Source organism: Aneurinibacillus uraniidurans, from assembly GCF_028471905.1.
GTDB classification, from domain to species: domain Bacteria; phylum Bacillota; class Bacilli; order Aneurinibacillales; family Aneurinibacillaceae; genus Aneurinibacillus; species Aneurinibacillus uraniidurans.
The window spans coordinates 2,511,897-2,536,169 of the sequence record NZ_CP116902.1; the positions used below are offsets into that span (position 1 = coordinate 2,511,897).

The 24,273-nt window shown below is 48.6% G+C and carries 25 protein-coding genes; 2 read left to right on the forward strand and 23 right to left on the reverse strand.

Going from position 1 to position 24,273, the window contains the following annotated elements; translation table 11 throughout:
- Positions 1-411 precede the first annotated feature (411 nt).
- Both PO771_RS12485 and PO771_RS12490 read right to left on the reverse strand, forming a co-directional pair.
- Complete coding sequence (locus PO771_RS12485) at positions 412-1,269, reverse strand: RNA polymerase sigma-70 factor (protein WP_272563160.1); 858 nt, start codon at positions 1,267-1,269, stop codon at positions 412-414.
- A 41-nt stretch (positions 1,270-1,310) separates the two neighbouring features.
- Positions 1,311-2,483, reverse strand: coding sequence for an NAD(P)/FAD-dependent oxidoreductase (locus PO771_RS12490; RefSeq protein ID WP_272560011.1), 1,173 nt, complete (start codon positions 2,481-2,483; stop codon positions 1,311-1,313).
- A 147-nt stretch (positions 2,484-2,630) separates the two neighbouring features.
- On the opposite strand from PO771_RS12490, the gene PO771_RS12495 reads away from it, so the two are divergent.
- Positions 2,631-3,110 carry a hypothetical protein gene (locus tag PO771_RS12495; RefSeq protein WP_272560013.1) on the forward strand — a complete coding sequence of 160 codons (480 nt, stop codon included), beginning with the start codon at positions 2,631-2,633 and terminating at the stop codon, positions 3,108-3,110.
- Between the two features lie 93 nt (positions 3,111-3,203).
- On the opposite strand, the gene PO771_RS12500 is transcribed toward PO771_RS12495, so the two are convergent.
- The 8 genes from PO771_RS12500 to PO771_RS12535 form a co-directional block, all read right to left on the reverse strand.
- The gene (locus tag PO771_RS12500; RefSeq protein ID WP_272560014.1) at positions 3,204-4,043 is read right to left on the reverse strand and encodes a sporulation protein YpjB; all 840 of its coding nucleotides are present in this window, start codon (positions 4,041-4,043) and stop codon (positions 3,204-3,206) included.
- 62 nt (positions 4,044-4,105) lie between these two features.
- The gene (locus PO771_RS12505; RefSeq protein WP_272560016.1) at positions 4,106-4,705 is read right to left on the reverse strand and encodes a DUF1405 domain-containing protein; all 600 of its coding nucleotides are present in this window, start codon (positions 4,703-4,705) and stop codon (positions 4,106-4,108) included.
- Positions 4,706-4,859: 154 nt separating this feature from the next.
- A complete protein-coding gene (locus tag PO771_RS12510) occupies positions 4,860-5,063 on the reverse strand; it encodes an IDEAL domain-containing protein (RefSeq protein ID WP_272560017.1) in 204 nt (67 codons plus the stop codon).
- A 192-nt stretch (positions 5,064-5,255) separates the two neighbouring features.
- Positions 5,256-6,344, reverse strand: coding sequence for a hypothetical protein (locus PO771_RS12515; RefSeq protein ID WP_272560019.1), 1,089 nt, complete (start codon positions 6,342-6,344; stop codon positions 5,256-5,258).
- Between the two features lie 582 nt (positions 6,345-6,926).
- A complete protein-coding gene (locus PO771_RS12520; protein WP_272560020.1) occupies positions 6,927-8,015 on the reverse strand; it encodes a tetratricopeptide repeat protein in 1,089 nt (362 codons plus the stop codon).
- 65 nt (positions 8,016-8,080) lie between these two features.
- Positions 8,081-8,722 carry an anti-sigma factor family protein gene (locus PO771_RS12525; protein ID WP_272560021.1) on the reverse strand — a complete coding sequence of 214 codons (642 nt, stop codon included), beginning with the start codon at positions 8,720-8,722 and terminating at the stop codon, positions 8,081-8,083.
- A 2-nt stretch (positions 8,723-8,724) separates the two neighbouring features.
- Complete coding sequence (locus PO771_RS12530; RefSeq protein ID WP_272560022.1) at positions 8,725-9,318, reverse strand: RNA polymerase sigma factor; 594 nt, start codon at positions 9,316-9,318, stop codon at positions 8,725-8,727.
- Positions 9,319-9,531: 213 nt separating this feature from the next.
- Positions 9,532-10,020 carry a hypothetical protein gene (locus PO771_RS12535; protein ID WP_272560023.1) on the reverse strand — a complete coding sequence of 163 codons (489 nt, stop codon included), beginning with the start codon at positions 10,018-10,020 and terminating at the stop codon, positions 9,532-9,534.
- Between the two features lie 175 nt (positions 10,021-10,195).
- On the opposite strand from PO771_RS12535, the gene PO771_RS12540 reads away from it, so the two are divergent.
- Positions 10,196-10,417 carry an aspartyl-phosphate phosphatase Spo0E family protein gene (locus PO771_RS12540; RefSeq protein WP_272560024.1) on the forward strand — a complete coding sequence of 74 codons (222 nt, stop codon included), beginning with the start codon at positions 10,196-10,198 and terminating at the stop codon, positions 10,415-10,417.
- A 244-nt stretch (positions 10,418-10,661) separates the two neighbouring features.
- Here the strand turns inward: PO771_RS12540 and aroA are convergent, their stop codons facing one another.
- The 13 genes from aroA to PO771_RS12605 all read right to left on the reverse strand — a co-directional run bounded on the left by aroA (position 10,662) and on the right by PO771_RS12605 (position 24,263).
- Positions 10,662-11,957 (reverse strand): 3-phosphoshikimate 1-carboxyvinyltransferase, encoded by a 1,296-nt coding sequence (gene aroA, locus PO771_RS12545; protein WP_272560025.1) that lies wholly within the window; start codon positions 11,955-11,957, stop codon positions 10,662-10,664.
- Between the two features lie 11 nt (positions 11,958-11,968).
- Positions 11,969-13,066, reverse strand: coding sequence for a prephenate dehydrogenase (locus PO771_RS12550; protein WP_272560026.1), 1,098 nt, complete (start codon positions 13,064-13,066; stop codon positions 11,969-11,971).
- A 23-nt stretch (positions 13,067-13,089) separates the two neighbouring features.
- Positions 13,090-14,163, reverse strand: coding sequence for a histidinol-phosphate transaminase (gene hisC / locus PO771_RS12555; RefSeq protein ID WP_272560027.1), 1,074 nt, complete (start codon positions 14,161-14,163; stop codon positions 13,090-13,092).
- Between the two features lie 38 nt (positions 14,164-14,201).
- Positions 14,202-15,026 carry a tryptophan synthase subunit alpha gene (trpA, locus tag PO771_RS12560; protein ID WP_272563161.1) on the reverse strand — a complete coding sequence of 275 codons (825 nt, stop codon included), beginning with the start codon at positions 15,024-15,026 and terminating at the stop codon, positions 14,202-14,204.
- A 5-nt stretch (positions 15,027-15,031) separates the two neighbouring features.
- Entirely contained in the window at positions 15,032-16,231 is a 1,200-nt protein-coding gene (trpB, locus tag PO771_RS12565) for a tryptophan synthase subunit beta (protein ID WP_272560028.1), read from the reverse strand.
- On the reverse strand, positions 16,209-16,880 hold the full coding sequence (locus tag PO771_RS12570; protein WP_272560029.1) for a phosphoribosylanthranilate isomerase: 672 nt from the start codon (positions 16,878-16,880) through the stop codon (positions 16,209-16,211). Before PO771_RS12570 ends, trpB begins: the two co-directional genes overlap by 23 nt.
- Entirely contained in the window at positions 16,877-17,692 is an 816-nt protein-coding gene (gene trpC / locus PO771_RS12575; RefSeq protein WP_272560031.1) for an indole-3-glycerol phosphate synthase TrpC, read from the reverse strand. Before trpC ends, PO771_RS12570 begins: the two co-directional genes overlap by 4 nt.
- Positions 17,682-18,707: an anthranilate phosphoribosyltransferase gene (trpD, locus tag PO771_RS12580; RefSeq protein ID WP_272560033.1), complete on the reverse strand. Its 1,026-nt coding sequence runs from the start codon at positions 18,705-18,707 to the stop codon at positions 17,682-17,684. Before trpD ends, trpC begins: the two co-directional genes overlap by 11 nt.
- Entirely contained in the window at positions 18,700-20,217 is a 1,518-nt protein-coding gene (trpE, locus tag PO771_RS12585) for an anthranilate synthase component I (RefSeq protein WP_272560034.1), read from the reverse strand. Before trpE ends, trpD begins: the two co-directional genes overlap by 8 nt.
- Before the next feature lie 274 nt (positions 20,218-20,491).
- Complete coding sequence (gene aroH / locus PO771_RS12590) at positions 20,492-20,866, reverse strand: chorismate mutase (RefSeq protein WP_272560035.1); 375 nt, start codon at positions 20,864-20,866, stop codon at positions 20,492-20,494.
- Positions 20,866-21,966, reverse strand: coding sequence for a 3-dehydroquinate synthase (aroB, locus tag PO771_RS12595; RefSeq protein WP_272560036.1), 1,101 nt, complete (start codon positions 21,964-21,966; stop codon positions 20,866-20,868). The genes aroH and aroB overlap by 1 nt, the downstream gene beginning before the upstream one ends.
- Before the next feature lie 2 nt (positions 21,967-21,968).
- Complete coding sequence (gene aroC, locus PO771_RS12600; RefSeq protein ID WP_272560038.1) at positions 21,969-23,135, reverse strand: chorismate synthase; 1,167 nt, start codon at positions 23,133-23,135, stop codon at positions 21,969-21,971.
- Between the two features lie 351 nt (positions 23,136-23,486).
- Positions 23,487-24,263 (reverse strand): CheR family methyltransferase, encoded by a 777-nt coding sequence (locus PO771_RS12605; protein WP_272560040.1) that lies wholly within the window; start codon positions 24,261-24,263, stop codon positions 23,487-23,489.
- Between the last annotated feature and the right edge of the window lie 10 nt (positions 24,264-24,273).

Below are 24,273 nucleotides of genomic sequence, written 5' to 3' on the forward strand. Positions count from 1 at the left end.
TCCTAACACGCTTTGGATAAACACCATCAAGCAATATCAAGATGCTTAGCTTTGCTATGTAGGTAAAAAATAAGGAAGCCTTCTCTGGAGAAGTCAGTGGTGATCGAGCAAATACGTTCTGGCGTGCATGTTTTTTGTAAATCAAAACGTTGTGCGGGGAGTGGGAGAAGGGAGGAGCAAGAGAGTGCCTGTACGCGCCTACTCAGCGGAGGGAGAACGGTGAACGAGCTTTTGCCCGCAATCCTTCACTGAATCAACATCGTAGGCTCTTCTTTGCGGGCACGTTCGCCTTTCTTCCGAAGCGGACAGTCATCGCTTCCCTGCAAACGCGTACGGAAACGAACGGCTCCTCCCTTCTCCTACTCCCTCACCACTACACGTTGTCGATATCACAAAAAGCTATCAGCATCTCTATATACGCTGTAATTTATCCGGGTTCCGCACAAAATAAAGACTCGCAATTGCATCATTCTCTACATGGATGAGCACCACAGTCTGGATCACACCTGCTGCTCGAATGACCAACCCGGTTTGACCATTCAGCTGGGCCAGCTCGATTTGAATACCTTCTTCATAATAAGAGACCTTTTGAATCAAACCAAAGAGGAAGTGAGCCACACGCTCAGACGTTTCGATCGGATGAACTGCAGCGGATGCTTTTCCACCACCGTCCGATACAAGTACAACATCCTCAGCAAGCAAAGACAGTACGGAATTGATGTTGTTTTGCGTAAGTGCTGCAATGAACTTCTGTACCCATTCTTCTCCCGCTGCCTCAGCTCTAATCAGTTCTTCTTCAGAAAACCCCATTTTCCCCCGAGCACGGCTCATCAACTTGCGGCAGTTCACCTCGCTTTTATTAACAAATTCAGCAATGACCGGGTAATCAAAGCAAAGTGCTTCTCGCAGAACAAATATCGTTCGCTCGGCTGGAGATAATCGCTCAAGCAGCACAAGCATGGCATACGACAACAAATCGCTGCGAACGACGGACTCAAATCCATCTCCATCCGGGGTTGCTATCGGCTCAGGGAGCCACGGACCCACATACTGTTCCCTCCGTCTTCGTGCCGATTTAAGTAGATCGAAACAGCGATTCGTTACCATTTTGCACAAATACGCTTTCGGTTCCTCGAGATGGTCAAGATGCAGCTTGTAAACTTTCATAAATACGTCTTGAACTACATCCTCCGCGTCAGCAACCGAACCTGTCAATTGATAGGCAAGCGTAAACAGCAGAGCCTTATATTTCTCGTAAAGTTCTGTCATCCCCATTAGTTAATCCTTTCCCCTCCTAACAACTCTCCCTTCTACTGTACTAAACTTGCAGAATCCCAGGTAAACTTTCTGATTTTTAAACCAAGTTTCCCTGTGAGTACAAAGTCTAGTCCCCATTGACGAGCCCATACCAGTCCCTGTTCCGGACCCAAACCGATGCAGAAGAGTTCCATATACGCCTGATGAGCAGGGGCCGGGCGATTGCTCAAATCTGCTACGATCACTTTTGCTAGTCGATTTGCTTGCGGAATTGCTTCCTTACACGTCATCCGATCCGCTCGACCACTCACCGGATCTGTAATGTGGGCACAGTCTCCGATACTGTAAATTCCTTGTGTTCCTTTGACACGATAACTAGCATCCACAGCGATCTGACCATCGGGTGTGAGTGGCAGTCCGAAGCTGCGAAGTTCAGGATTAGGCAGCAGACCGAGCGTCCAGATACATAAGCCGATAGGAATTGCTTTACCATCAGCCAGCAACAGCAGACCATCCTTCTCTTGCACGGCTTTACATCGATGAAGAACTGTGACTCCATTGCGTGTAAGAACACGTTCTAGTTTTCGACCTACCTTGGCAGGACCTTCTGGAAACAGCCTATCCTGCGCATTAATAAGGAAAATTCGGATGTCTGCCGGATCAAGCTGTAGAGCTGCTGCTTCCTGCCGCATGACGTAAGCTAACTCAGCGGACGTCTCAATCCCGCTAATACCCGCTCCCGCAACCGCGGCAGTCAGCAACCGTTGGCGTTCAATCTTATCCGTTTCCTTAACTGCCGCAAGCAAATTCTCCTGCCAGCGCTGTCGAATGCTAGCCGCAGTATGCAAGTCTGTGAGAGCCATTCCACCCTGCTCAGAGGACGGCTGTCGGATCACGCTACCGACTGCAACAACCAGAATATCATAGCTTATATCGTGTAAAATCCCTTCAGTATCTTCATATTGCAGTTGTTTTTCCTGGCTTTTAATCATCGTTACCGCACCTTGAAGGAAGGAAACTCCTTCTGAAAATATTTCTGACCAAGGAATCGTAATCGTTACATCTTCGGCAGCCGATTTAAATAACAGTACTTTTCTCAGATGGTAAGGCTGTTTATCAATTAGAATAACCCGCAGCGGGATCCCGTGCGTAGTTTTTCTAATGGCGTTAATCGCATTAATCCCGGCGTATCCGCCGCCAATAATGATGCATGTTCGTTCTTTCATACAAATCCACTCCTTTTAGCTGATTTGCACATATAACGACATGCCCACTCAATTTGTGACATGGACGAGAGAAAGTAGTCTACCTTTTTAAACAATAGGCTCTGTTAAAGGATAATGTTGAAAAAAGTTTATTTTGGGAGGAATTATATGAAAAAATTTCGTGGAAAAAAGCGTTACTTTAGGAATCTTTGGAGGGATGTATCGAATTTTAAATTAAACCTCGACAGCGATTGCTGGTTTGATTTTTGGCATATACATTTGGATTTCATGAGGAGAGGTAATGATAGTTTAAAAGTACGGAGAGAGCACATAAAAGCTCATCTCGCTCTTTATAGCCATTTATTAAATAGACTTGAAAAATTTAAAAAACCTTACCAATCTTGGGTTTGTATTCACGAAGAAGACACAGGAGCAGATGCTGTATATATTCATACACCAAACCCAAACGATGATTACTTTCCTCATAGGGTACAACATATTAAATGGAACTGTGAAATTCCAATTTCGTTCACGGATTTAATAGACAAAGACAAATATAATGTCGGATACTTGAAATCAGAATACGAAGAATTATTTTTTATTCAATCCAAGTTGAATGGAATTCCATTAGAAAATGGGAACTTATAATGATTTTACAGTTCCCATTTATATGGCTAAAAATCAACAATAAAAAAGCAGTTTCATTGTCATTTTGACTATGAAACCGCCCTTGTTCGTTTTTTAACTATCCCGCTCCCGCTTTCGCCCCTCATTCTCGGCCCGGTACTTCTTCCAGGCGAAATATCCCAATCCGCTGACAATGCACGAGGCAAAGAGGGCAATAATCAAAATCGGTGACTGCGGTGGAATCCCAAGCCCAAATGTAGATTGCTCTTTACCAAGGAAAATAATCTGCGTCTGCCGATTTAGCTCCTCCAGCGCATTCGTAATGCCTTCCCAATTGTATTCCTGCTTCCGCGTCTCCTGAATCAGAAAGCTATAAATCGAATACAACGTCTCCATATTTTGTACCGGAGTATGAATGCTCATCGCTGGCTTCAATGTCTGGTATAACTGCAAATTTTGCGTAAAGGCGCGGGCGAACTCATTTTGCTTGCGGCTCGCCACAAGCAGCATCATTTTATTGACATGTTCCTGATACGGATTGTAATAGTTTTTCCAGAGCGGCTCGGATTCGTGCGTTAGGCTATCAATCGTCAGCCGTACTTGCAAGGCATGCCAGATCAAGCGATTCGGCTCTGCTTCCACCGCAGCAAATGCACGCTTCGCTTTTACCACTGTATCTGTTAATGCATTAACCGCCTCTAGCGACAATCCTCGTGGGGGCTTAGTACTCGCTACAAGTGTTCCAAGCTCAGCGAGCTGTTTTTTCGCTTCGTTATATTTCCCCTCTTTGGCAAGCCTGTACACATCCTCGGACAATACATCCATCTTCTGATAGACTGACTGTGCCTGCTCAGTAACGGGAGGCGGAGATTTCGCTGCCCGCATAGTAGTTCCCATATACAACGCCGCTCCTAGGCAGGCGATTATGACAACGAGTACCAGTGCTCTTTTCACGTCTCGTCCTCCCCCCTCTTATCCTCATATGTATGGGGATAGGGACAAGGATATGCGCGTAATTATGTACGAGTCCGATAAAAGCGCACCAGACGATAAATAAGTGCCATGCTTACCAAACTCAAGCCAACAGTTGCTACGCCAACGATATGATCGTACGGCTCCAACTCTTCTGCCAGCCATGGATGAATATCAAGCGTATAATCAAGCAAGTCATTAAGCAATGTCCAGACAGCAACATACCCAATATGCCGCAAACGAATGGTGTAGAAGCGAGCATACAATAGTGATTCTACGGCCATCCCGCCATGCGAGATCATCAGCATATAGTGCTGCCAAGTAAGCGTACTGCCACAAGCGGCCCCGGCGATAATAACAGAGACTGCCCACACGCCATATTTAAAATTCGTAACAGAAGCAAACGCCTCTAGCGCCGGGATACTACGCCCGAGCGCGTATGTAAGAAGCACAAGCGTAAACAGTGTGCTTGCTGTCGGGCTGTCCGGAACAAATATACGTAACCATGCCGGATGTGTGTCCGCCAGCTGGTCCCCATACCAGATAAATCCGTACACGGAACCAAGTCCATTAATAACAATCATCGTCCACAAAAACCACGGTGCACGCAGCTGGTGGACAAACCAACTCCAGAGAAGCATCATCTTCATCCTTTGCGAAATGTAGTAGAATCCACGAAAAAAGGAGCTTGCTCGATTGTCATAATCGACGTTGAGACAGCTCCTCTTTATCATACTTGACTGTTTTCGAATACTCAATCACGGAATTCAGCAGCTGCTACTTGCTTCTCTGACAGCCCTAAAGAACGGAACGAGATGCCTGAATTTGTTTTAATTCAGTGGTTAGTTGATTAAAGCTTGCTTCATCTTTGTTCTCAAGCGCCTCGTCAATCCGTTTATATAAACTTTCTATGCGGTACTTGTAAATTGCCTCGTCTAAAACCATTTCAGCTAGTAAGCTCAGCATTGAAGGATTAAGAATGCTCGGTTTTTGCTTTTCCATTACGTTCCCTCCATTTCACAATTACACGCTGTGATTCGCCCTGCTTCATTTGGAACCTGGCGCTGCTAGTTTGCGTTCTATAATAGTTACAATTTTCTGAATAATTTATGGTAAGAGATTCGTTCTTCGTAAAGAAACGAATCATTGTCTTTCTTTATCATATTCTCGTCCGGCTATTGTGTACGCTATATTTTACAATTTTATGTCTTTATTTAGTATGGTACGCCCCCACTCGGTTACGGAATAAGCGCAGCTTCCTGATGGCAAGATTCCTCTGCGAAGCAGCCCGAGATGAGTCATCATCGAAAGCATTCTACGGCGAATTACAATTTCCTGTGTATCGTAATAAAACCCATGTGTCCAGTTCGAAAGCACCTGCACCAGCTTCTCTTCTTCCAGCCAGCTTTCCATGCAAACACAGGCAATCAACATCCAAAGACTTTCTATGGCAGGAATCGCCTTTTTATAAGACAAGATCCAGAAATGCACAAGACGCGCTGCCATCTCCTCTCTTCCCCACTCCTGCTGTGCGATGCGCTGTACGCCGTCTTCTGTCACATACAGCCCAATGTCTCCCTCCTGTACCCATCTCTCATAGTGTGCATAATCGTATAAAAGTGCCAGCCGATCTGGATATACACGAAACATTCTGCCATAGCCGAAACGCCATTCCCTCCCTGTCAGAAGCGGCTCAGATACCGCAAGTAACTCCATCAGCTTCAGCTGATGCTTACGGTACATCGCTCCCTCCTTCGAAAGCGGAACGCTCTCGCGGTGTATATACGCAAGAAATGTGTACACATCTGAGGCAAGCGCGAACGTATCATCACGATACTTATCAGGTATCGTATAATAACCATATGCAGCATCCCGTACTTCTTTAACAAAAATCTCGCGCCAACGTACACGAAGATCATCCGGCATCGCATATGTTACCATGCCGTTCACATTCTTCATCCGAAACAACCAACCGGCAGCAAGCGCTCGCTCAATCAACCGATCATATCCGCCATCCTCACCGCATGCACGCCTTGCTTTACTCATAAGTCCTTCTCGCGTATACTGTGTCTTTTTTTCATACACCAGCATGAGCAGAAATCGTTTCTCCGCCCAGGTAAGAGCCGTATACGATTCATTCAAAAATAGCCGAGATGTAAAACGGCTGTACAAACTTTGAATGAGTTCATGTTTGGAATTCCGGTTGCACTCAAGTTCATAGACACGCGCTAGTTGGTGCAGCTGCGCAATGTCTGCATATCCAAGTGTTTCGGCCAGATTCATGCGTATGTCACCTCTTTTCCCCATTATTAACCGAAAAAAGGGGCTGATATACAGGCCGGCTGTCAAAAATATGCTTGTGATTTTTGTGGAATGACGTAACTTTGGTGGGGAAGGGGGAGAAGAGAGAAGCCGTTCGCTCGGGTACGCTTGGCAGGGATGTATGAGCTGTCCGCTCCAGGAACCCGGCGAACGTGCCCGCAAAGAAAAGCACAGGATGTTTTTTCATCGAAGGATTGCGGGCAAAGGCTCGTTCGCCGATCTCCTTCCGCTGGGGGACAAGCGTACAGGCGCTCTCTTGCTTCTCTCTTCTCTCCATCCCAACAATGTTTCGATTCACAAAAACAAAACTTAGAGTGTACAGCAAAGCCGTACTAAAATCTGTGCTTGATGAGTGACGGATGAACTGCCCAACTGGCGGTAGGAGCGGACAGTTCACGCATCCCTGCCAAGCGTACCGAAGTGACAGATGCCTCCCTTCTCCGTTCCTCCACTGCACGTTGGACAGATTCATCCATCCCCTCAAGCCCTCACAGACAAAAAAGGAGCGGTCTTAGCCACACGCTAAGATCGCTCCTTTTTATCTTATAAACGACTGACCGACAGCTGCTCGTATCGATCTCGCACATCATATACACTTTCGCCTTCTGCCATCGCCTCTTCATAGCAGGCAAGTGCTTCTTCTGTATCACCAACACCTTCCGCAGCACGGCCTTTCCAGTACCAGTAGGCGGGATTGTCTTCATCAATCTCACGCAGCCGACTCGCCAGCGTATCAATCTTGCGCCATTGTTCTACTTCCGCAAGCAGTGGCAAATAGCCATCTAAGAGTTTCTCTTCTTCAATATGTAATCCGAGCGCCTGCTCATATACAGCCAGTGCCTGCTCTTGCATGCCAAGCTGCCAAAGAGCGTCTGCAAGCAACGGATAAGCGGCCATATACTCTGCGTCCAGGTCAATCAGCCGCGCGAGGTGTCGGATCGCTGCCTGCCACTGTCCAAGCTGGCTGCGCATCACACCCGCCCCATACAACGCTTCGGTCTGTTCATTCTGCTCGGCTGCCTGTTCAAACAGCGCAGCCGCTTTCTCGAATTCTCCACTCTGCGCAGCCAGCCGTGCGATTTCGAGTCCGATCTGCTCATCCTCTTCAAAGTTTTCAAGCTGTTGCCACTTTTCAAGCGCCCGATCTCCTGCGCCCTGTTCAGCGTACAAGCGCCCGAGTAGATAACTGATCTCCTCGTTGTCCGGGTCGAGTTCTTCAGCACGCTCCAAATAGCGAATCGCCACCTCTTCCAACCCTTCCATCAAATACAGTTCACCCAGCAGCGCAAACACTCGTGGATCATCCGGGTGCTCCTCTTTCATATCCATCAGCATAGAAGCCGATTCTTCCAGCCGGTCCATGTCCATATATAGCGACACGCGATACAACTCCATGTTGAATCGTGTTTCCGGGTCCAGACGATCGCTCTGTCGATCAAATTCTTCGACGATGGATAGCGCTTCTTCTCCGTGCCCAAGCTCATGATACACACTGATTAGCTCAAGCATTAGCTCTGCATCATGTTTATATTCACCGCGTACACTAGCAAGTTCAGTCAACCCATTCTCAATATCGCCTGCTTCTAGTAACATCATCGCTCGCTCTACTTTTGTATATCCGTCCGTATTCATATTCACGCCTCCCGCTTACTTATAGTCTTTGTAAAAGAAAAAACCGTTCCAGTTCGAACGGTTGGTCACTTTCGTTTGTCTTTCAATCTGGACAGCCAGCCCATGCCTACCACAATAACCAGTATACCAAAAATAGCACTGAGTAAACCATAGTTTACAGACGTACCACTTTCACTCGATACATCCCGGTACAAAATCGGGTTCCGAGCACTGGCAATCACCCCATATGTCATGCTGGACTCATCTACCTTTTGCGACTGCTTGGAACCTTGGGGCAGCAGGAATTGGTCACTCGACGCAATGCGATCAGTCGCCGCCATTTCCGAAGACGACGATGGCGGTGGGGTGGATCCCTTCTCACCCGTTAATACCGGAATCATAAATAAAACGAATAGAACCGCCGCTAGCATTAGAATGATCCGACGCCGCAGGGTAGACACACCAACATCCTGCTTTGGAGCCGGTGATGCCCATTTGTTTTCTTCGAGTATGCGTGCCATTACCCGATCTGAAACCGAGACTCCTTGATACTCGGTAGGAAGTGCCGGGGAATGAATAAAAGATGCGGTTTCTTCATAGAATTGAAGCTCCTGACGGCATGCCGGACACTGCTCCAGGTGTCTGGCAATACGAGCCTCCATCTCCTCCGGTAGAACCCCTTCTGCATACTCAGGGAGCAGGGGGATCATCATATCACACTCTTTCAAGACTACTGCATCCCTTCCGCCTCTTCTAAATGCGAGTCAAATATGTATGGTTCAAGCTGCTGTTTAACACCATTTCGCGCCCGGAATAAGAGAGATTTAACAGAACTAACTGTTGAATCAAGAGTATCAGCGATTTCTTTATAATCAAGCTGTTCATATTCACGTAGAATAAGTGCCGTCCGCTGCTTCTCTGGCAGGCGGTTAATCGCTTCCCGAACAAGATGAACTCGCTCTGTCCGCAATAACTCCGCCTCGGGTAAACGCATGTCTGCTACCCGACCAGGTTGTTCATTGCTATCTTCAAGATACACTTCTGAGTTGCGGCTCTTCCGCAATTCGCTTACTACCGTGTTACGAGCAATGGTGTACAACCAGGTAGAAAATGTCGCTTCTGCATCCCGAAATGAATGCAGGCTGCGAAACGCCTTATAAAACGTTTCCTGTGTTAAATCTTCTGCTAGATTTTCCATATGATAGCTTTTGAGCATATGTATGATAAATGCAAGAATACGCCGTTCATAGCGTTGGATTATTTCCGCATAACAATCAACCCGGCCATCTTTAATTTCACGAATTAACTGAGAGTCAGTAAGCAATGTTTTGTTCCCCCCTTGCTAGTTCCTGACCTTTTCCGACAAATTTCATTGTAGAAAAACAAGCGTTCATCTCTCTGTATACGTAGACGAAGAAACACTACGAAAAGGTTGCAAGAATTTACGACATTTTTTGCGAAAAAAATGCAGGCGCACGATCCGCCTGCTCTACATTTATGGTAAGCGCAAACAGCAAAAAAGTAAAACACCATTTTCTTACTTCCGATTCTCCCAAAAAAAGAAAAAGTCATCCATTTCTGTACGTAATCCACGCCCGATCCACACGAGCAATAAGCTAAGCGTAACCGCAATCACATCCGTCCATGGATACACAAAAAACAGCAGGCGGATTGGCTCGGCAATCAGGGAACACCACCCTTCCGCAAATTGATACAGCGGTGTCATCATATGCGGACTCACACTCATCATCTTCAGCCAGCCATGCAAAAAAAACGGGAGTTGCAGCATAAGCACGCACGCAAGCTGGTGCCTTCTTCCCAAACGAAAACGGTATTTCCCGATATGACCCAGCAGCACATACATAATGAGCGCAGTCGAGCCCAGTACGAGAATCCCCATCTCATAGAGCAATGCTCCTAAATCCCCAATCGCAAGCATACGATGAAGCATATAAGGAAATAACCAGACCTTACAGACTACCAGAATCGCAATCACACTACTGCAAAGCCCGCCATAACGAAGCATCCAATCCCCCCCTTTGCCAACCTGTCCGCTCTCTCCTGCTTATAACGTAAGACTATGAATTAAAATATGAAATATGCCGACAAATCTATGTTACAATTTGTCGACTAAATGGGGCTTTTCTGGCAGACTTTAGCATATTACAATGAATCATGTACTTGTTAAGGAGGAGTGGCCAATGGAGGAGAAACGATTGATTCAGTTAATCAAAGAAAAGCAAGGCGTAATGCATACTACCTATTTGCATGCGGGGAGAAACCTACGAGACGAGAAAGTATTGGCCGCAAGCGAAGAAATCGATCATTTAATCAATGCCATTATGCGCAGACAAATATTCACACATAAAATGCGGATTAAGGAAAGAAAAGAGACTTATCTCCCTCTTACAGTTGGACCATAATCGTATGAAGGAGAAGCATGAAAGAGAGAAAAAATAATTAAAAGGCGGGAAAGGTCTTCCATCTTTTCTCGCCTCGTCCCTCTTCTCAACACTTTTTATATAAATTTCCGCAAAAAAAGCCGCTTTGGCATCATTGCACAAAGCGGAATGGGATACTCCCATATATGGATAGGAGTGGAGAGAAACCATACTATGATAATAATTATATATAGTTTCTAGCAAATGTCAATAGATAATTTTATATTTATGATTTATCCGATAGCTGAATCGTCTGAATCAACTCAAAAAAGCCTGGGAAGGAGACGTTTACTGCTTCCGTCTGCGTAATTCCTGTCGTACCGTCTGCAACAAGCCCTGCAATCGCCATCGCCATCCCAATCCGATGATCGCCATGGCTGTCACATACCGCACCGGACAACGCCGTTCGTCCTTGAATGCGCATGCCATCTTCCGTTGGTTCGATAACGGCTCCGAGCTTACGCAGTTCCGCTACAACGGTGTCAATTCGATTCGTTTCCTTCACTTTCAGCTCAGCTGCATCCCGGATGATTGTTGTGCCTTCCACCTGTGTCGCCAGTACCGCAATAACAGGCACCTCATCTATCAAGCGCGGAATCATAGCGCCCCCAATCTCCACTGCCGTAAGCGGAGCATACTTGATCTCAATGTCTGCGACCGGCTCCCCGTTCACTTCTCGCTCATTATGCAGGATAAGGTTCGCTCCCATCTGCTTGAGCACATCAATGATGCCGGTGCGGGTCGGATTAACACCTACATTCCGAATCATCAGATGGCTATCTGGCACAATTGCTGCCGCCGCAAGTAGAAAGGCAGCGGATGAGATATCCCCTGGTACATGAACGTCTCCCGGTGATACAAGCTGCTGTCCACCTCGCACACGAACCCCACCAGCAAATGATTCCACCTCTACTCCGAACGAGCGCAGCATCCGCTCCGTATGATCACGAGATAGCTCTGGTTCATATACAACCGTCTCACCCTCAGCCTGCAATCCAGCCAACAGTACAGCGGACTTGACCTGGGCGCTGCTTACCGGGGAGTGGTACTCCATTCCATTCAGTTTCCCCCCACGTATCGACAGCGGCGTATACTCACCATTCTGTCGCCCTGCAATATCAGCTCCCATCTGACGAAGCGGCCCGGTAACTCGCTTCATCGGGCGGCGGGCAATCGACTCGTCTCCGATCAGCACACTATGAAATGGTTGTGTAGAAAGAATTCCCATCATTAATCGAATGGTCGTTCCCGAGTTTCCAATATCCAAAATATCCTGCGGCTCCGTCAACCCGAACCAGCCTTTTCCCTGCACGGTTACATTCTCGCCATCCTGCTCAATGTCAATGCCGAGCCGGCGGAAACACGAAATCGTGCTTAAGCAGTCCGCACCCGCAAGAAATCCGTCAATCCGTGTCGTACCTGTCGCCAGCGCCCCAAACATGACTGCACGATGTGAAATGGACTTATCACCTGGCACACGTACATCTCCATGAATACGCCCGGCACGTTTTACCGTTTGCATGCTTATCCCTCCTATTCTCTCTGATAGACCGTATAGCCACGCTCCTGTAAGAGCGCAATCGCCCGCTCCACATCCTCCTGGCTGCGGAATGAAAGACGCAGCACCCCGAGGATATCCTCGCGTGTCTCCAGGATTCGGACATTGGTCAGGTTGATCGTATGTTCTCCCAAAAGCGTGGTCACTTTCCCGATAACACCTGGCTCGTCCGGAATATCAAGATACAACTCGAAGTACGCGGCAATCGCACCTTTCTGCTTCTCTGGCAGGCCATCTCGATACTCCCGCGCGGATGCAAAAAACTGCTCAATTCCAGAGCCGTCTGCTTTCTCAATGAGCTCAATCATCGAGTCGAGCACCGTACGCCAATCTTGCGCAAGCTGCTTCATAACAGGACGATTGCTTAACAAAATATCACGCCACATGCGCGGATTGCTCGAGGCAATACGGGTAATATCCCGAAAACCACCCGCGGCCAGCTTACGATACCAGCTTTGCTCATCCTCACAATTTGCGACAAGATTTACAAGCGAAGCGGCGATAATGTGTGGAAAGTGGCTGATTGCCCCAACGACCTCATCATGCTTCTGGGCATCCATTACGACAACTTTAGCGTTAGTCGGAGCTAGCAAAGTTTTCATGCCAGCCACCACTTCCTCCGGTGTTCCCTCCGCAGGCGTTAATACAAAATATGCATTTTCAAACAATCGGTCATGAGAGGCCTCTACGCCAGACTTATGTGAGCCGGCCATCGGATGCCCACCAATAAAATGCACGCCCCGCTCCGCAAACCCATGCGACAGCTCCATTACCTCTACTTTCGTGCTGCCTGTATCGGTAATAACTGCCCCCGGCTTGAGCGGAGTGTAACGCAAGAATGAAATCAGCTCCTGCAGTTTTCCTACAGGGGCACATAAAAAAATAAAATCTGCTTCCGCCACTGCCTCAGCTAGCTGACTCGTTCCCCGATCCAGCACACCAAGTGACAGCGCCATCCGCAAATTATCTTCGATCACATCAAAGCCTGTAATATGTACGTCTTTATTTTTTTTAAGAGAGAGGGCTAATGAACCGCCAATTAGCCCCACTCCGAGAATTGCTACCTCTGTCATTGTATGACTCTCCTCTATCTTGTCTACACCGGTGTCAGAACGGATTTAAGCGCGGCAATCATTTTCTCGTTCTCATCCCGACTGCCGATCGTTACCCGAATCGCCTGCGGGAACGCCCGAATAATGACGCCTTTACGCATCATTGCCTCAAAAATCTCACGCGGATTTTGCTCCGGTAACATATACACAAAGTTCGTCTCAGACGGATAGTAGGCAATTCCCATCTCATCAAGTGCTGCATACACTTGTGCCAACCCTTCTGTATTCGCCTGCTTGCATTTAGCTACAAATTCTTGATCCGCCAGTGCAGCAAGCGCTGCTTTTTGCGCTAGACTGTTCACATTAAACGGTTCACGCACACGGTTGAGCTTATCAATGATACTTTCATCTGCGATTCCGTATCCAACACGAAGCGCAGCAATGCCGTAAATTTTAGAGAACGTGCGGAGAACGATGAGATTTTTGTATTCCTTCATCAGCTCAAGCGCATTCGGGAAGTCAGCGCTTTTCACATACTCTACATATGCTTCATCAAGCACAACGAGCACACGCTCCGGCACTTGTTTCAGGAAAGCTGTAAGCTTGTCTTTATTGATAGACTTGCCCGTTGGATTATTCGGATTACAAATCCATAGTACACGTGTCTGTTCGTTAATGCTTGCTAACATACCGTCGAGGTCGTGATCCCCATCGATACACGGCACTTCAATGACATCAGCACCTTCAATCGTCGCATTTGTTTTATATACGCTAAACGTTGGCGTTGCCATTACTGTATTCGTACCCGGCTGTAAGTACGCACGAGTAATGAGCATAACAATCTCATCGGAGCCATTGCCGAACATAAGCTGATCTTCTGCTACATGTAAGTGACTCGCCACAGCTGCACGCAGCTCCAGGCAGGCGCCGTCCGGATAAATCGATAGACTATCAAGCTGTGCAGTAATCGCTTCTTTTACTTTTGGCGAACAGCCGAACGGATTCTCGTTCGATGCAAGCTTAATGACCTCAGTAAGACCGAGTTCACGCTTTACATCCTCGATCGGCTTGCCAGGTTCATACACAGGAAGAGTTACAATCTGGGATTTCGGAATCATAGTGTCACCTCAATAATGAATAGTTTACGCTCCATTCATCATACCCCAGATTGCAGAAGTTTTACAAATTTTTTTACAACAGTAAGGCCCTCCTGCTTCGTCTCTGCCTGACTGAGCAGCACTTCTGCCTGGCGAATCGTGTTCAGCAAGGCGCTGCCGACAATTACCCCATCACAGTGCGGCGCAAGTGCTGCCACTTGATCGGGTCCAGAAATCCCAAATCCGACTGCCACTGGTACGCGTGCATAGCGCCGTACAGCTTCTAGGAAATCGGTAATGTCCTCTCGCAGCTCACTACGGACCCCTGTAACGCCAAGAGACGATACACAATAAACGAATCCTTGAGCTTGCTCAGCAATCATCTTCACCCGCTGTGCGGACGTAGGAGCGACCAGTGAAATGAGCGGGCGGCCGTATTTTTTCGCCAATGCGTTTATCTCCCCTGCTTCTTCAAATGGCAGGTCTGGAATAAGAATGCCGTCAACTTCTGCGGCTTCCATTGCTTTGTACAACCGCTCTGGACCGAAGCGCAGTACTGGATTGATATACGTAAATAAAATGATTGGAATGTGCACACCGGCTGTGCGCATGTCCCGTGCCAGTTCAAGCGCACGTTCCATCGTTACACCATGCGCAAGCGCCTGAGCAGATGCGTTCTGAATCGTCGGACCATCCGCAAGCGGGTCCGAATAAGGTACCCCAAGTTCAAGAATTGCAGCGCCTTCCTCTTGAAGTGCCAGAGCTAAGTCAACCGTATGTTCCGGCGCTGGATAACCTGCTGTCATAAATGGGATGAATGCTGGCTTCTCCGTATTAAATGCAGCTGCGATGCGTGCCGCACCGCTCCCGGTTTCTAGATTCATGCTCATTACTGTGCGCCCCCTTCTCGTTCGTAAATCTGCGTTACATCTTTATCTCCGCGTCCAGAAAGACAGACAACGAGTATCGTATCTGCGCTTACTGTAGGAGCAAGCTTCACCACTTCGGCAATCGCATGTGCGCTCTCAAGCGCCGGGATAATGCCTTCAGTCGTACATAACAAACGAAGTGCCTCAAGTGCTTCATCGTCGGTTACCGCATGATACGCTGCCCGACCGCTATCATGTAAATACGCATGTTCTGGTCCAACACCCGGATAGTCAAGACCTGCCGATACGGAATACGGCTCGATGATTTGCCCATTCTCATCCTGTAGCAAATATGTCATCATGCCGTGCAGTACGCCCCGGCTGCCTTTGGCGATCGTTGCCGCATGCTTATCTGTGTCTACCCCTTGACCGGCCGCTTCGACCCCAATTAACTTCACATCAACATCATCCAAGAACGGGTAAAACATTCCCATCGCATTGCTTCCGCCGCCAACACAGGCGACAACATAATCTGGCAGCCGCTCTTCCATCCGCATGATCTGCTCACGTGTCTCATCCCCGATCACCCGTTGGAAATCACGTACCATCTGCGGATACGGATACGGACCGACAACCGAACCAATCACATAAAACGTCCGATCTACGCTGCTGACCCAGGCACGAATCGCTTCGCTTGTCGCATCTTTCAGTGTGCCTGTACCCGATTTAACCGGCACAACTTCTGCTCCGAGCAGCTGCATGCGGAATACGTTAAGCTGCTGACGTCTCATGTCTTCTTCACCCATGTATACTTTGCATGACAGTCCAAGACGTGCAGCAACTGTCGCTGACGCAACCCCGTGCTGGCCCGCGCCTGTCTCTGCGATGATCTCCGTTTTTCCCATTCGCTTTGCCAGTAACCCTTGCGCAAGTGCATTGTTAATTTTGTGTGCACCCGTATGGTTCAAGTCTTCTCGCTTCAAATAAATGCGAGCCCCTCCAAGCTTTTCTGTCAGACGTTCCGCATAATAAAGCGGGGTCGGGCGGCCCGAATATTCGCGCAGCAAATACTGCAATTCTTCGAGAAATGCTGGGTCACCTATCGCTTCCTGATACGCTTTCTCCAGTTCATCCAGTGCATTTACAATTGTTTCTGGCACATAACGTCCACCGTGTGCGCCGAATCGTCCTTTACTTTTATAAGCTGTCTCTGTATTCATATGCGTCCATCCTTTCGATCAACGTGCGAATTTTGTCTATATCCTTCCGTCCATCCGTCTCGACTCCACTGGAGAGATCAATGCCGTCTGGCTTATGTCCAGCAAGCAATTCGACTACATTGCCTGCATGAATGCCTCCTGCCACGAACAGTTCAATCCCGTGCTCATCGCACCAGTCACGATACGGTGCGATGCGCTCCCAGTCAAAGGTGCGGCCTGTGCCACCCGATTGTCCGGATAAAGCCGTATCTAATAGCAACAAGTCAACACTTTCCCTATATGGTGCAAGCTTAGCGATGTCGTCTTTCCCTTCAGTAGATAGCCCAACTGCTTTCGTAATACGACAGTGAAACTTATCTTTGACCTCTTTACAGAAGGCAGCCGACTCCGTTCCATGCAGCTGTACGATTGCAAGCGGCTGTTCACGAAACACCGCATCGATTTCCTCCAGAGAAGGATTAACAAACACCCCTGCTGCCAGGGCACCTGCCGGAATATACCCGGCAAGTATCCCCCACTGTTCCGGCTTAATCTGGCGGCGGCTTGGCGCGAAGACGAATCCGATCTGATCCGGTACGAGCTGTTCTGCTGCCATTTGCTGAAGAGTGGATACTTCTGTAATGCCGCAAATTTTCAGTTTCGCTTTCACAATCCGTCTGCCCCCACATGAGAAGGTGTCTGACCGACTAAATGCACAACCGCCTCTGTCACATCAGCCTGCCGCATAAAATGTTCGCCTACAAGCACACCATCTACGCCTGCTGCTGCCAGTTCAGCGATTTGCTCTGGTGCATAAATCCCCGACTCACTAATCTTCACAACCGAATCTGGAATATCGGCCAGCAGATCAAATGTCGTTGTAAGCGAAGTCGTAAACGTTCGTAAATCACGGTTATTTACACCGAGTAAATCCGGCTTAATCGCCCCAAGCACCATATCCAGTTCTGATGCCGTATGCACTTCCACCAGCACTTCCATGTCGAGTGCCCGCGCTTCTTTTGTCATCTCTATCATCTCGGCCCGCGTTAGAATCGCCGCAATCAACAGCACCACATCCGCCCCATTCGTCCGCGCTTCGTACAGCTGGAACGGATCAATATGGAAATCTTTTCGTAAAAGCGGCGTCGTATGTGCCACTTCCTCGCGAATGCGGTGCAAATACGACAAGTGCCCTTGAAAAAAATCTTCATCCGTCAGAACTGACATCGCTTCAACTCCTGCCGCCGTATACGCCTGTGCGATCGCAAGCGGATCAAAATCTGGTCGAATGAGCCCCTTCGATGGCGACGCCTTTTTCACTTCAGCAATCACTCCAACTGAACGGGTACGCTCTGTAAACCGCGCCTTCATCGATCGGCACGGCGACATCGTAGCAATTACACGCTCTAGCTCTGCCTGCGTTGTTTCCTGTTTGCGCTGTGCGATTTCTTCTTGTTTTCTCGCTGTAATCTTACGAAGCATGGCTAACTCCTCCTGTTACTTCAATGATCTGTTCAAGCTTCTGCTGTACCAATCCAGAATCAAGCAGATCAGCCGCCAGTGCTACCCCTTCATAGATCGATCCAGCGCGACTACTTACATATAAAGCAGCCCCCGCATTCAGCACGACAATATCGCGATACGCTCCTGGCTCTCCTGCCAGTACGCGGCGAATAATCTCTGCATTTACTTCAGCACTGCCACCTGCAACCGCCTGTATCGGATAAACAGAGAGTCCGAATTCTTCCGGATGAATGGTACGTGAGAAAATCTCACCATTGCACACTTCCACCACATGAGTCGGCCCACTAATGCTAATCTCATCAAGTCCATCCGCCCCGGTTACAACAAGCGCATGTTGAATCCCAAGCTCGCACAAAGCACGCGCCGCACTTTTTCCCATCTGTCTATCATATACACCCATGAGCTGTCGGTCAGCGCCAGCTGGATTCGTCAGCGGCCCGAGCAGATTGAATACGGTACGAATGCCCAGCTCACGCCGCACACCGGCCGCATATTTCATCGCCTTATGATAATTCGGCGCAAATAAAAAGCAGACATCTGTTTCCTTTAAGCATTCTGCTGCCGCTTCCGGCGTCCCGGTAATGGTAACACCGAGCGCTTCAAGCACATCGGCACTTCCACTTTTGCTTGAGACCGCCCGGTTACCATGCTTAGCAACACGTGCGCCGCCTGCTGCTGCCACAAGAGCCGCCGCTGTAGAAATGTTAAAGGAAATCCCCCCATCTCCCCCGGTTCCACACGTATCGACTAGCCCTTTGCCCATATCCGGGAAGGAAATTGCCTTGCCGCGCATCGCCCGTGCAAAGCCAATGATTTCATCCACCATCTCCCCTTTTATCCGCATCGCGGTCAAAAAAGCGGCGATTTGCGCTGACGGTACAACACCGCTCATGATGTTCTCCATCGCGACCTGCGCTTCGATGCTCGAAAGTGATTCTCCTCTCATTACCTGCTCCAGTACGTGACTAAACATGGCTTCTCAGCTCCTCTGCATGTATCATCTTCTCCGCTAGCGCTAACGCATGAAACATCGCCTGCGCCTTGTTTCTCGTCTCTTCATATTCACTCTCTGGTACGGAATCTGCGACAATCCCGGCTCCAGCCTGCACGTACGCCATCCCGTCCTTACATACAATCGTGCGAATCGTAATGCACGAATCTAAATTGCCACAGAAGCTAAAATACCCGACTGCACCCGCATAAAAACCGCGTGCCTCCCCTTCCAGCTCTGCAATAATTTCCATCGCCCGCAGCTTCGGCGAACCCGATACCGTCCCTGCTGGGAAGCAGGATAAGAGGGCATCGAATGGCTCTTTGTCGGCTGCTAACTCCCCGCATACGTGCGATACGATGTGCATCACGCGCGAATAATACTCCACTTCCATCTGTTGTGTCACTTGCACGCTGCCATATTTCGCCACACGCCCAACATCATTGCGCCCAAGATCAAGCAGCATCAGATGCTCCGCAAGCTCCTTCTGATCAGCTAGCATGTCAGCCGTAAGCGCCGCATCTTCTGCTTCAGTTTTACCGCGCGGCCGCGTCCCGGCAATCGGACGCGTTTCGACTTTATCCCCCGTCACTTTTACAAGCAGCTCCGGTGATGTACCGACAACCGACATCCCGTCTGCTTCAAAATAGTACATATACGGCGACGGATTCGTCAGGCGAAGAATTCGGTAGACAAGCAACGGATCGGCCTGTGACGGTGCTGCAAAGCGCTGAGATAACACAACTTGAAAAATATCCCCTGATGCGATGTATTCCTGCGCACGCTGCACCCGATGAATAAACTGCTCTCTCGTCATGTTACTCGTAATCGAAAGGTCTGCCCCTTCTTGTGGAATCGGACCCATGTGAGAAAGCCTGAGGGAAGAAGCGGCCAGATGCTTCACAATCTGCTCAATGCGGCTGCATACATCCGCATATGCCGCTTGAAGTTCTTCCACCTGTGCGCCATCTGGCACAAGCAAATTCACAATCACACTTACTTCCTGGCGCACATGATCGTACGCGATGACTTCATCAACGAACAGCAAATTCATCGTATCAAGCGCTAACTCGTCATGGGCTGCTTTCGGCAGTGCCTCCACAAATTGGAGCGTATCATATCCAAGAAATCCAACCGCGCCCCCGGTAAAAGGAGGCATATCAGCAAGACGTGGGCTGCGGAACTGATCGATAAGAGCACGCAGCTCCTTAATCGGATTGCCTGGGTATACTGTGCTAGCTTCACCTCGACGATCCACATGCAGCGCACCGTCCCGCACACGGCATTTTAAAAACGGATTTAAGCCAATAAACGAATAGCGCGCCCAGCGCGTACCGCCCTCTACACTTTCTAGCAAAAACGAATCCGGCTTACGCACAGTTTCATATAATTGAATGGGAGTCGCCTGATCAGCGAGAAATGAATACCGAATGGGAATGACATTGTACGTACTGCTATGGCACAGCACCTCTTCAAAAGCTGGAGTGTACATAGGGGGGATCTCTCCTTTTTCTGTTGATTCAGAAAAAGAGGAGGACAGAGGTAGACCTATAAAACTGTATACAAAAAGACCCGGAGCGCATACTCCGGGCCTCAAATCTGTTCCGTTCATACGCAAACAGACGGTCGCCTCTCCGCTCAACTCTTCTCTGCTCTTCTACTATTTACTCGTCTCTTACTCTCATACTTGCTCTCAACTAAACGCTAACCATACTGCTCACTTAATTGTTCTTAAGCATAACCGTTCTTACCTATGCTGTCAATTACTATTTCGCTTCAGCACGCAAATCTGGCCGAAGAGCCGCCGCTCCACCAAGAAACACATGACGAATTTCATGAATAGACTTTTCCGTGTTTACTAACATCATCACACGAACGCACTTAGCAAGACTTCCCGGAACGGGAATCTCATTCGAGCAAAGAAGCGGCACAAGGTCCCATCCTTCAATTGCCCGGATCGCCCGTGCCGGAAATGCTGCATCTAGATCATGCGTGACGGTGATGATCACACTAGCCACGTCATCTGCATGCAATTCGTTGACCGCAATCAACTCGCGCATTAGCTGGTCCGTCGCAGCCAAGATACTGCTTGCTTCATTGGCATCGACGGTAATCGCTCCGCGTATTCCACGTACTGCCATTACGCTTCCCCTCCTTCATACAATTCGGCAAGCACAGCACGTACTTGCTCTTCCTCTATGTTTTTATAAATATCAACTTTCCCAATCGCAGTTGGCAGCACAAACACAAGCTTGCCACCCTCACCCTTCTTGTCACGACGCATGACATCAAGCATCTCGTCTACATCAAGCGGCACCGGGAGTGCAACCGGAAGGCGATACTGCCGCAGTACACGTATCGTCCGCTCGCTTACGTTCTCCGCAAGTCCCAGGCGTTCGGCGAGGCGGGCAGCTGCCACCATGCCAATCGCAACCGCTTCGCCATGATTAATCCCCTTATACCCGGTCAGCGCTTCAAATGCGTGACCAAACGTATGACCAAGATTTAAAATGGCACGCAGCCCCTGTTCACGCTCATCCTGCGATACAACAGCGACCTTCACACTGCAGGCACGCAGCAATGCTTCCTGCAGCAGCTCATGATCGAACGCTTGTAAGCCATCCGCATTTTCCTCGAGCCATGTCACAAATGATTCATCCCAGATCAGTCCATGCTTGATCACTTCTGCGAAACCGGACGCTACTTCACGCGGTGGAAGAGTCGTCAGCGCATTTGTATCATACGCAACGAGCTTCGGCTGATGGAACGCACCGATAATATTTTTACCAAGCGGATGATTCACCGCCACTTTGCCCCCGACGCTGCTATCATGAGCGAGCAGCGTAGTTGGGATTTGCACAAACGCGACACCGCGCATATACGTTGCCGCAACAAAGCCCGTAAGATCACCAACAACTCCGCCTCCAAGTGCTAGGAAGGCGGATTTACGGTCTAATCCGGCTGTGAGCGCTTCTGTCATAATCTGCTCATATATCGCCAGGCTTTTTGCTTCTTCTCCTGCTGGAACAATAAACTGATGGACGGCATAGCCGCCCTTCTCTAGCAGCTGCACGGTATCTTCTAAATACAACGGCGCGATATGTTGATCCGTTACGATAAATAGCGTGCGCCCCGGTGTGATGCCTGCTTGTTGCAACAAATCCGCAAGCTTCTGCCGCACTCCCGGTCCGATCCAGATCGGATATGAACGCTCTCCAAGTTCTACCGTCAGACACTTCATGCTTAAAACTCCTTGATGTGCGACAAGTAAGCAGTATAATTCGCTTTCATCTCTTCTAGCGAATCAGAACCGAACTTCTCGCACAATGCATCCGCAAGTGTAAAGCTAACGACAGCCTCTGCCACTACGCTTGCCGCCGGTACGGCACAGCTATCAGAGCGTTCAATTGTCGCTTCGAATGTTTCTTTTGTATCAATATCTACGCTTTTTAGTGGTTTGTACAGCGTCGGAATCGGCTTCATTACGCCGCGCACAACAACTGGCATTCCATTTGTCATACCGCCTTCAAGGCCACCCGCACGGTTCGTGCTGCGTGCATATCCTTTTTGCTCATCAAGAACAATCTCATCGTGTACTTGCGAGCCTGGACGAGCTGCTGCTTCGAATCCAATACCGATCTCTACTCCTTTAAATGCCTGAATGCTCATCATCGCCTGGGCAAGACGTCCATCAAGCTTGCGATCCCACTGCACATGCGAACCAAGCCCAATCGGCAGTCCATCTGCGATTACTTCCACGATGCCGCCGAGTGAATCACCGTCTGCTTTAGCCTTATCAATTAGGTCCATCATACGTTGACCCGCTTCTTCATCCAGACAGCGTACCGGAGACTCCTCGGTAATTCGGATTAATTCATCTATGCTTACCTGTACCGGCTTCGCTTCCACTTCGCCAATTCGCAATACATGACCGCCGATTGTAATATCAAACTGTTCTAACAATTGACGAGCTACAGCACCGACCGCGACGCGAATCGCTGTTTCCCGCGCACTGGAACGCTCTAAAATATTGCGCATGTCCCGCTGGTTGTATTTCAGCGCACCGTTTAAGTCAGCATGTCCCGGACGTGGACGCGCTACACGGCGTTTTTCTTCGTACTCATCTGGATCAACCGGAGATGGGCTCATAATTTTTTCCCAATGTGTCCAATCTTTATTCTCGACAACGAGACAGATTGGTGCGCCTGTTGTTTTTCCATGACGTACACCTGCTACAATCTGCACTTCATCTTTTTCAATCTGCATACGGCGACCGCGTCCGTGTCCCTTCATACGGCGCAACAGTTGCTCGTTAATTTTTTCAATCGAAAGGGGAACGTTTGCAGGAACACCTTCGATGATGGCCGTCAATTGAGGACCGTGTGATTCCCCTGATGTCAAATAACGCATGTTCTTCCTCCAACCTTACTTATTTTTATCAGCTATTATAGTATAGTGGCGAGAAAAATCATAGTACCGAGCAAGAGGGATATTTATTTTTCTTGCTCGTTGCCCTCCTACAAGGAAGCATACACTGTCCGTAAAACTGTCTCTCCAGGCGGAGTCCATAAAAAAAGCCATGAAGTTTCACACTGGAGCATTATGTCCTCTGATCGCCTTCCGAGCCTGTTTTACTAAGAAGAAGGGCAAAATTCGCCTGAAAAATAAATATCCCTCTTCACTTCCTCACACCACCAAAGCTACGATTCCACATAAACACAAAACACCCCGTGCTCTAAACAGCACGGGGTGAACCATATGTTACATTTTGCGGTAGAAGAAAGTATCTTCCGGCTCGAAGCCATATTGCTGCGGCTGAAAGATCTGCTCCGTACTGCCGACGAACAGCACACCACCCGGGCGAAGAGCGGCGGCAAATTTGTGATACAGTTCGTTTTTCGCTTCCTCTGTGAAGTAAATCATCACATTGCGGCAGATGATAAGATCAAAATTATGATCGAAAGAATCTGCCAACATGTTGTGGCGCTTGAATTTGATCAGTCGCTTGATGTCGTCTGACATTTCATACATGACGCCATCTTTGCGGAAATATTTAGCCACCAAATCTTTCGGTGCATCCTGTAAGGAGCGATCCGTATACACTCCCCGCTTCGCTTTGGCAATGGCACCCTCATCCAAGTCTGTTGCCTGAATATCGATTTCATGCAGCGGCATGAATTTGGATAACAACATCGCCAGCGAGTACGGCTCTTCTCCAGTGGAGCAGGCAGCACTCCAACACTTGATTTTTCCTTTTTCTTTTTGTAGCCGCGGAATGATTTTTGATTCAAGCACTTGCCAGCGGCTCGGATTGCGGAAAAACTCGGACACGTTAATCGTCATGCGATCAAGAAATTCATCAAACAACTCCTGATTTTTCATCATGCCTTCAAAAAACGCATCAAAGCTATTATAGCCGCGCTTTACGCGCAGTGAGGTGAGGCGACGCTTCATTTGTGCCTCTTTATAAAGCGCTAAGTCAATTCCGGTTTTCCGTTTGACATTGGCGATAAATTGTATAAAATCACGATCTTCCATTCTATGATAT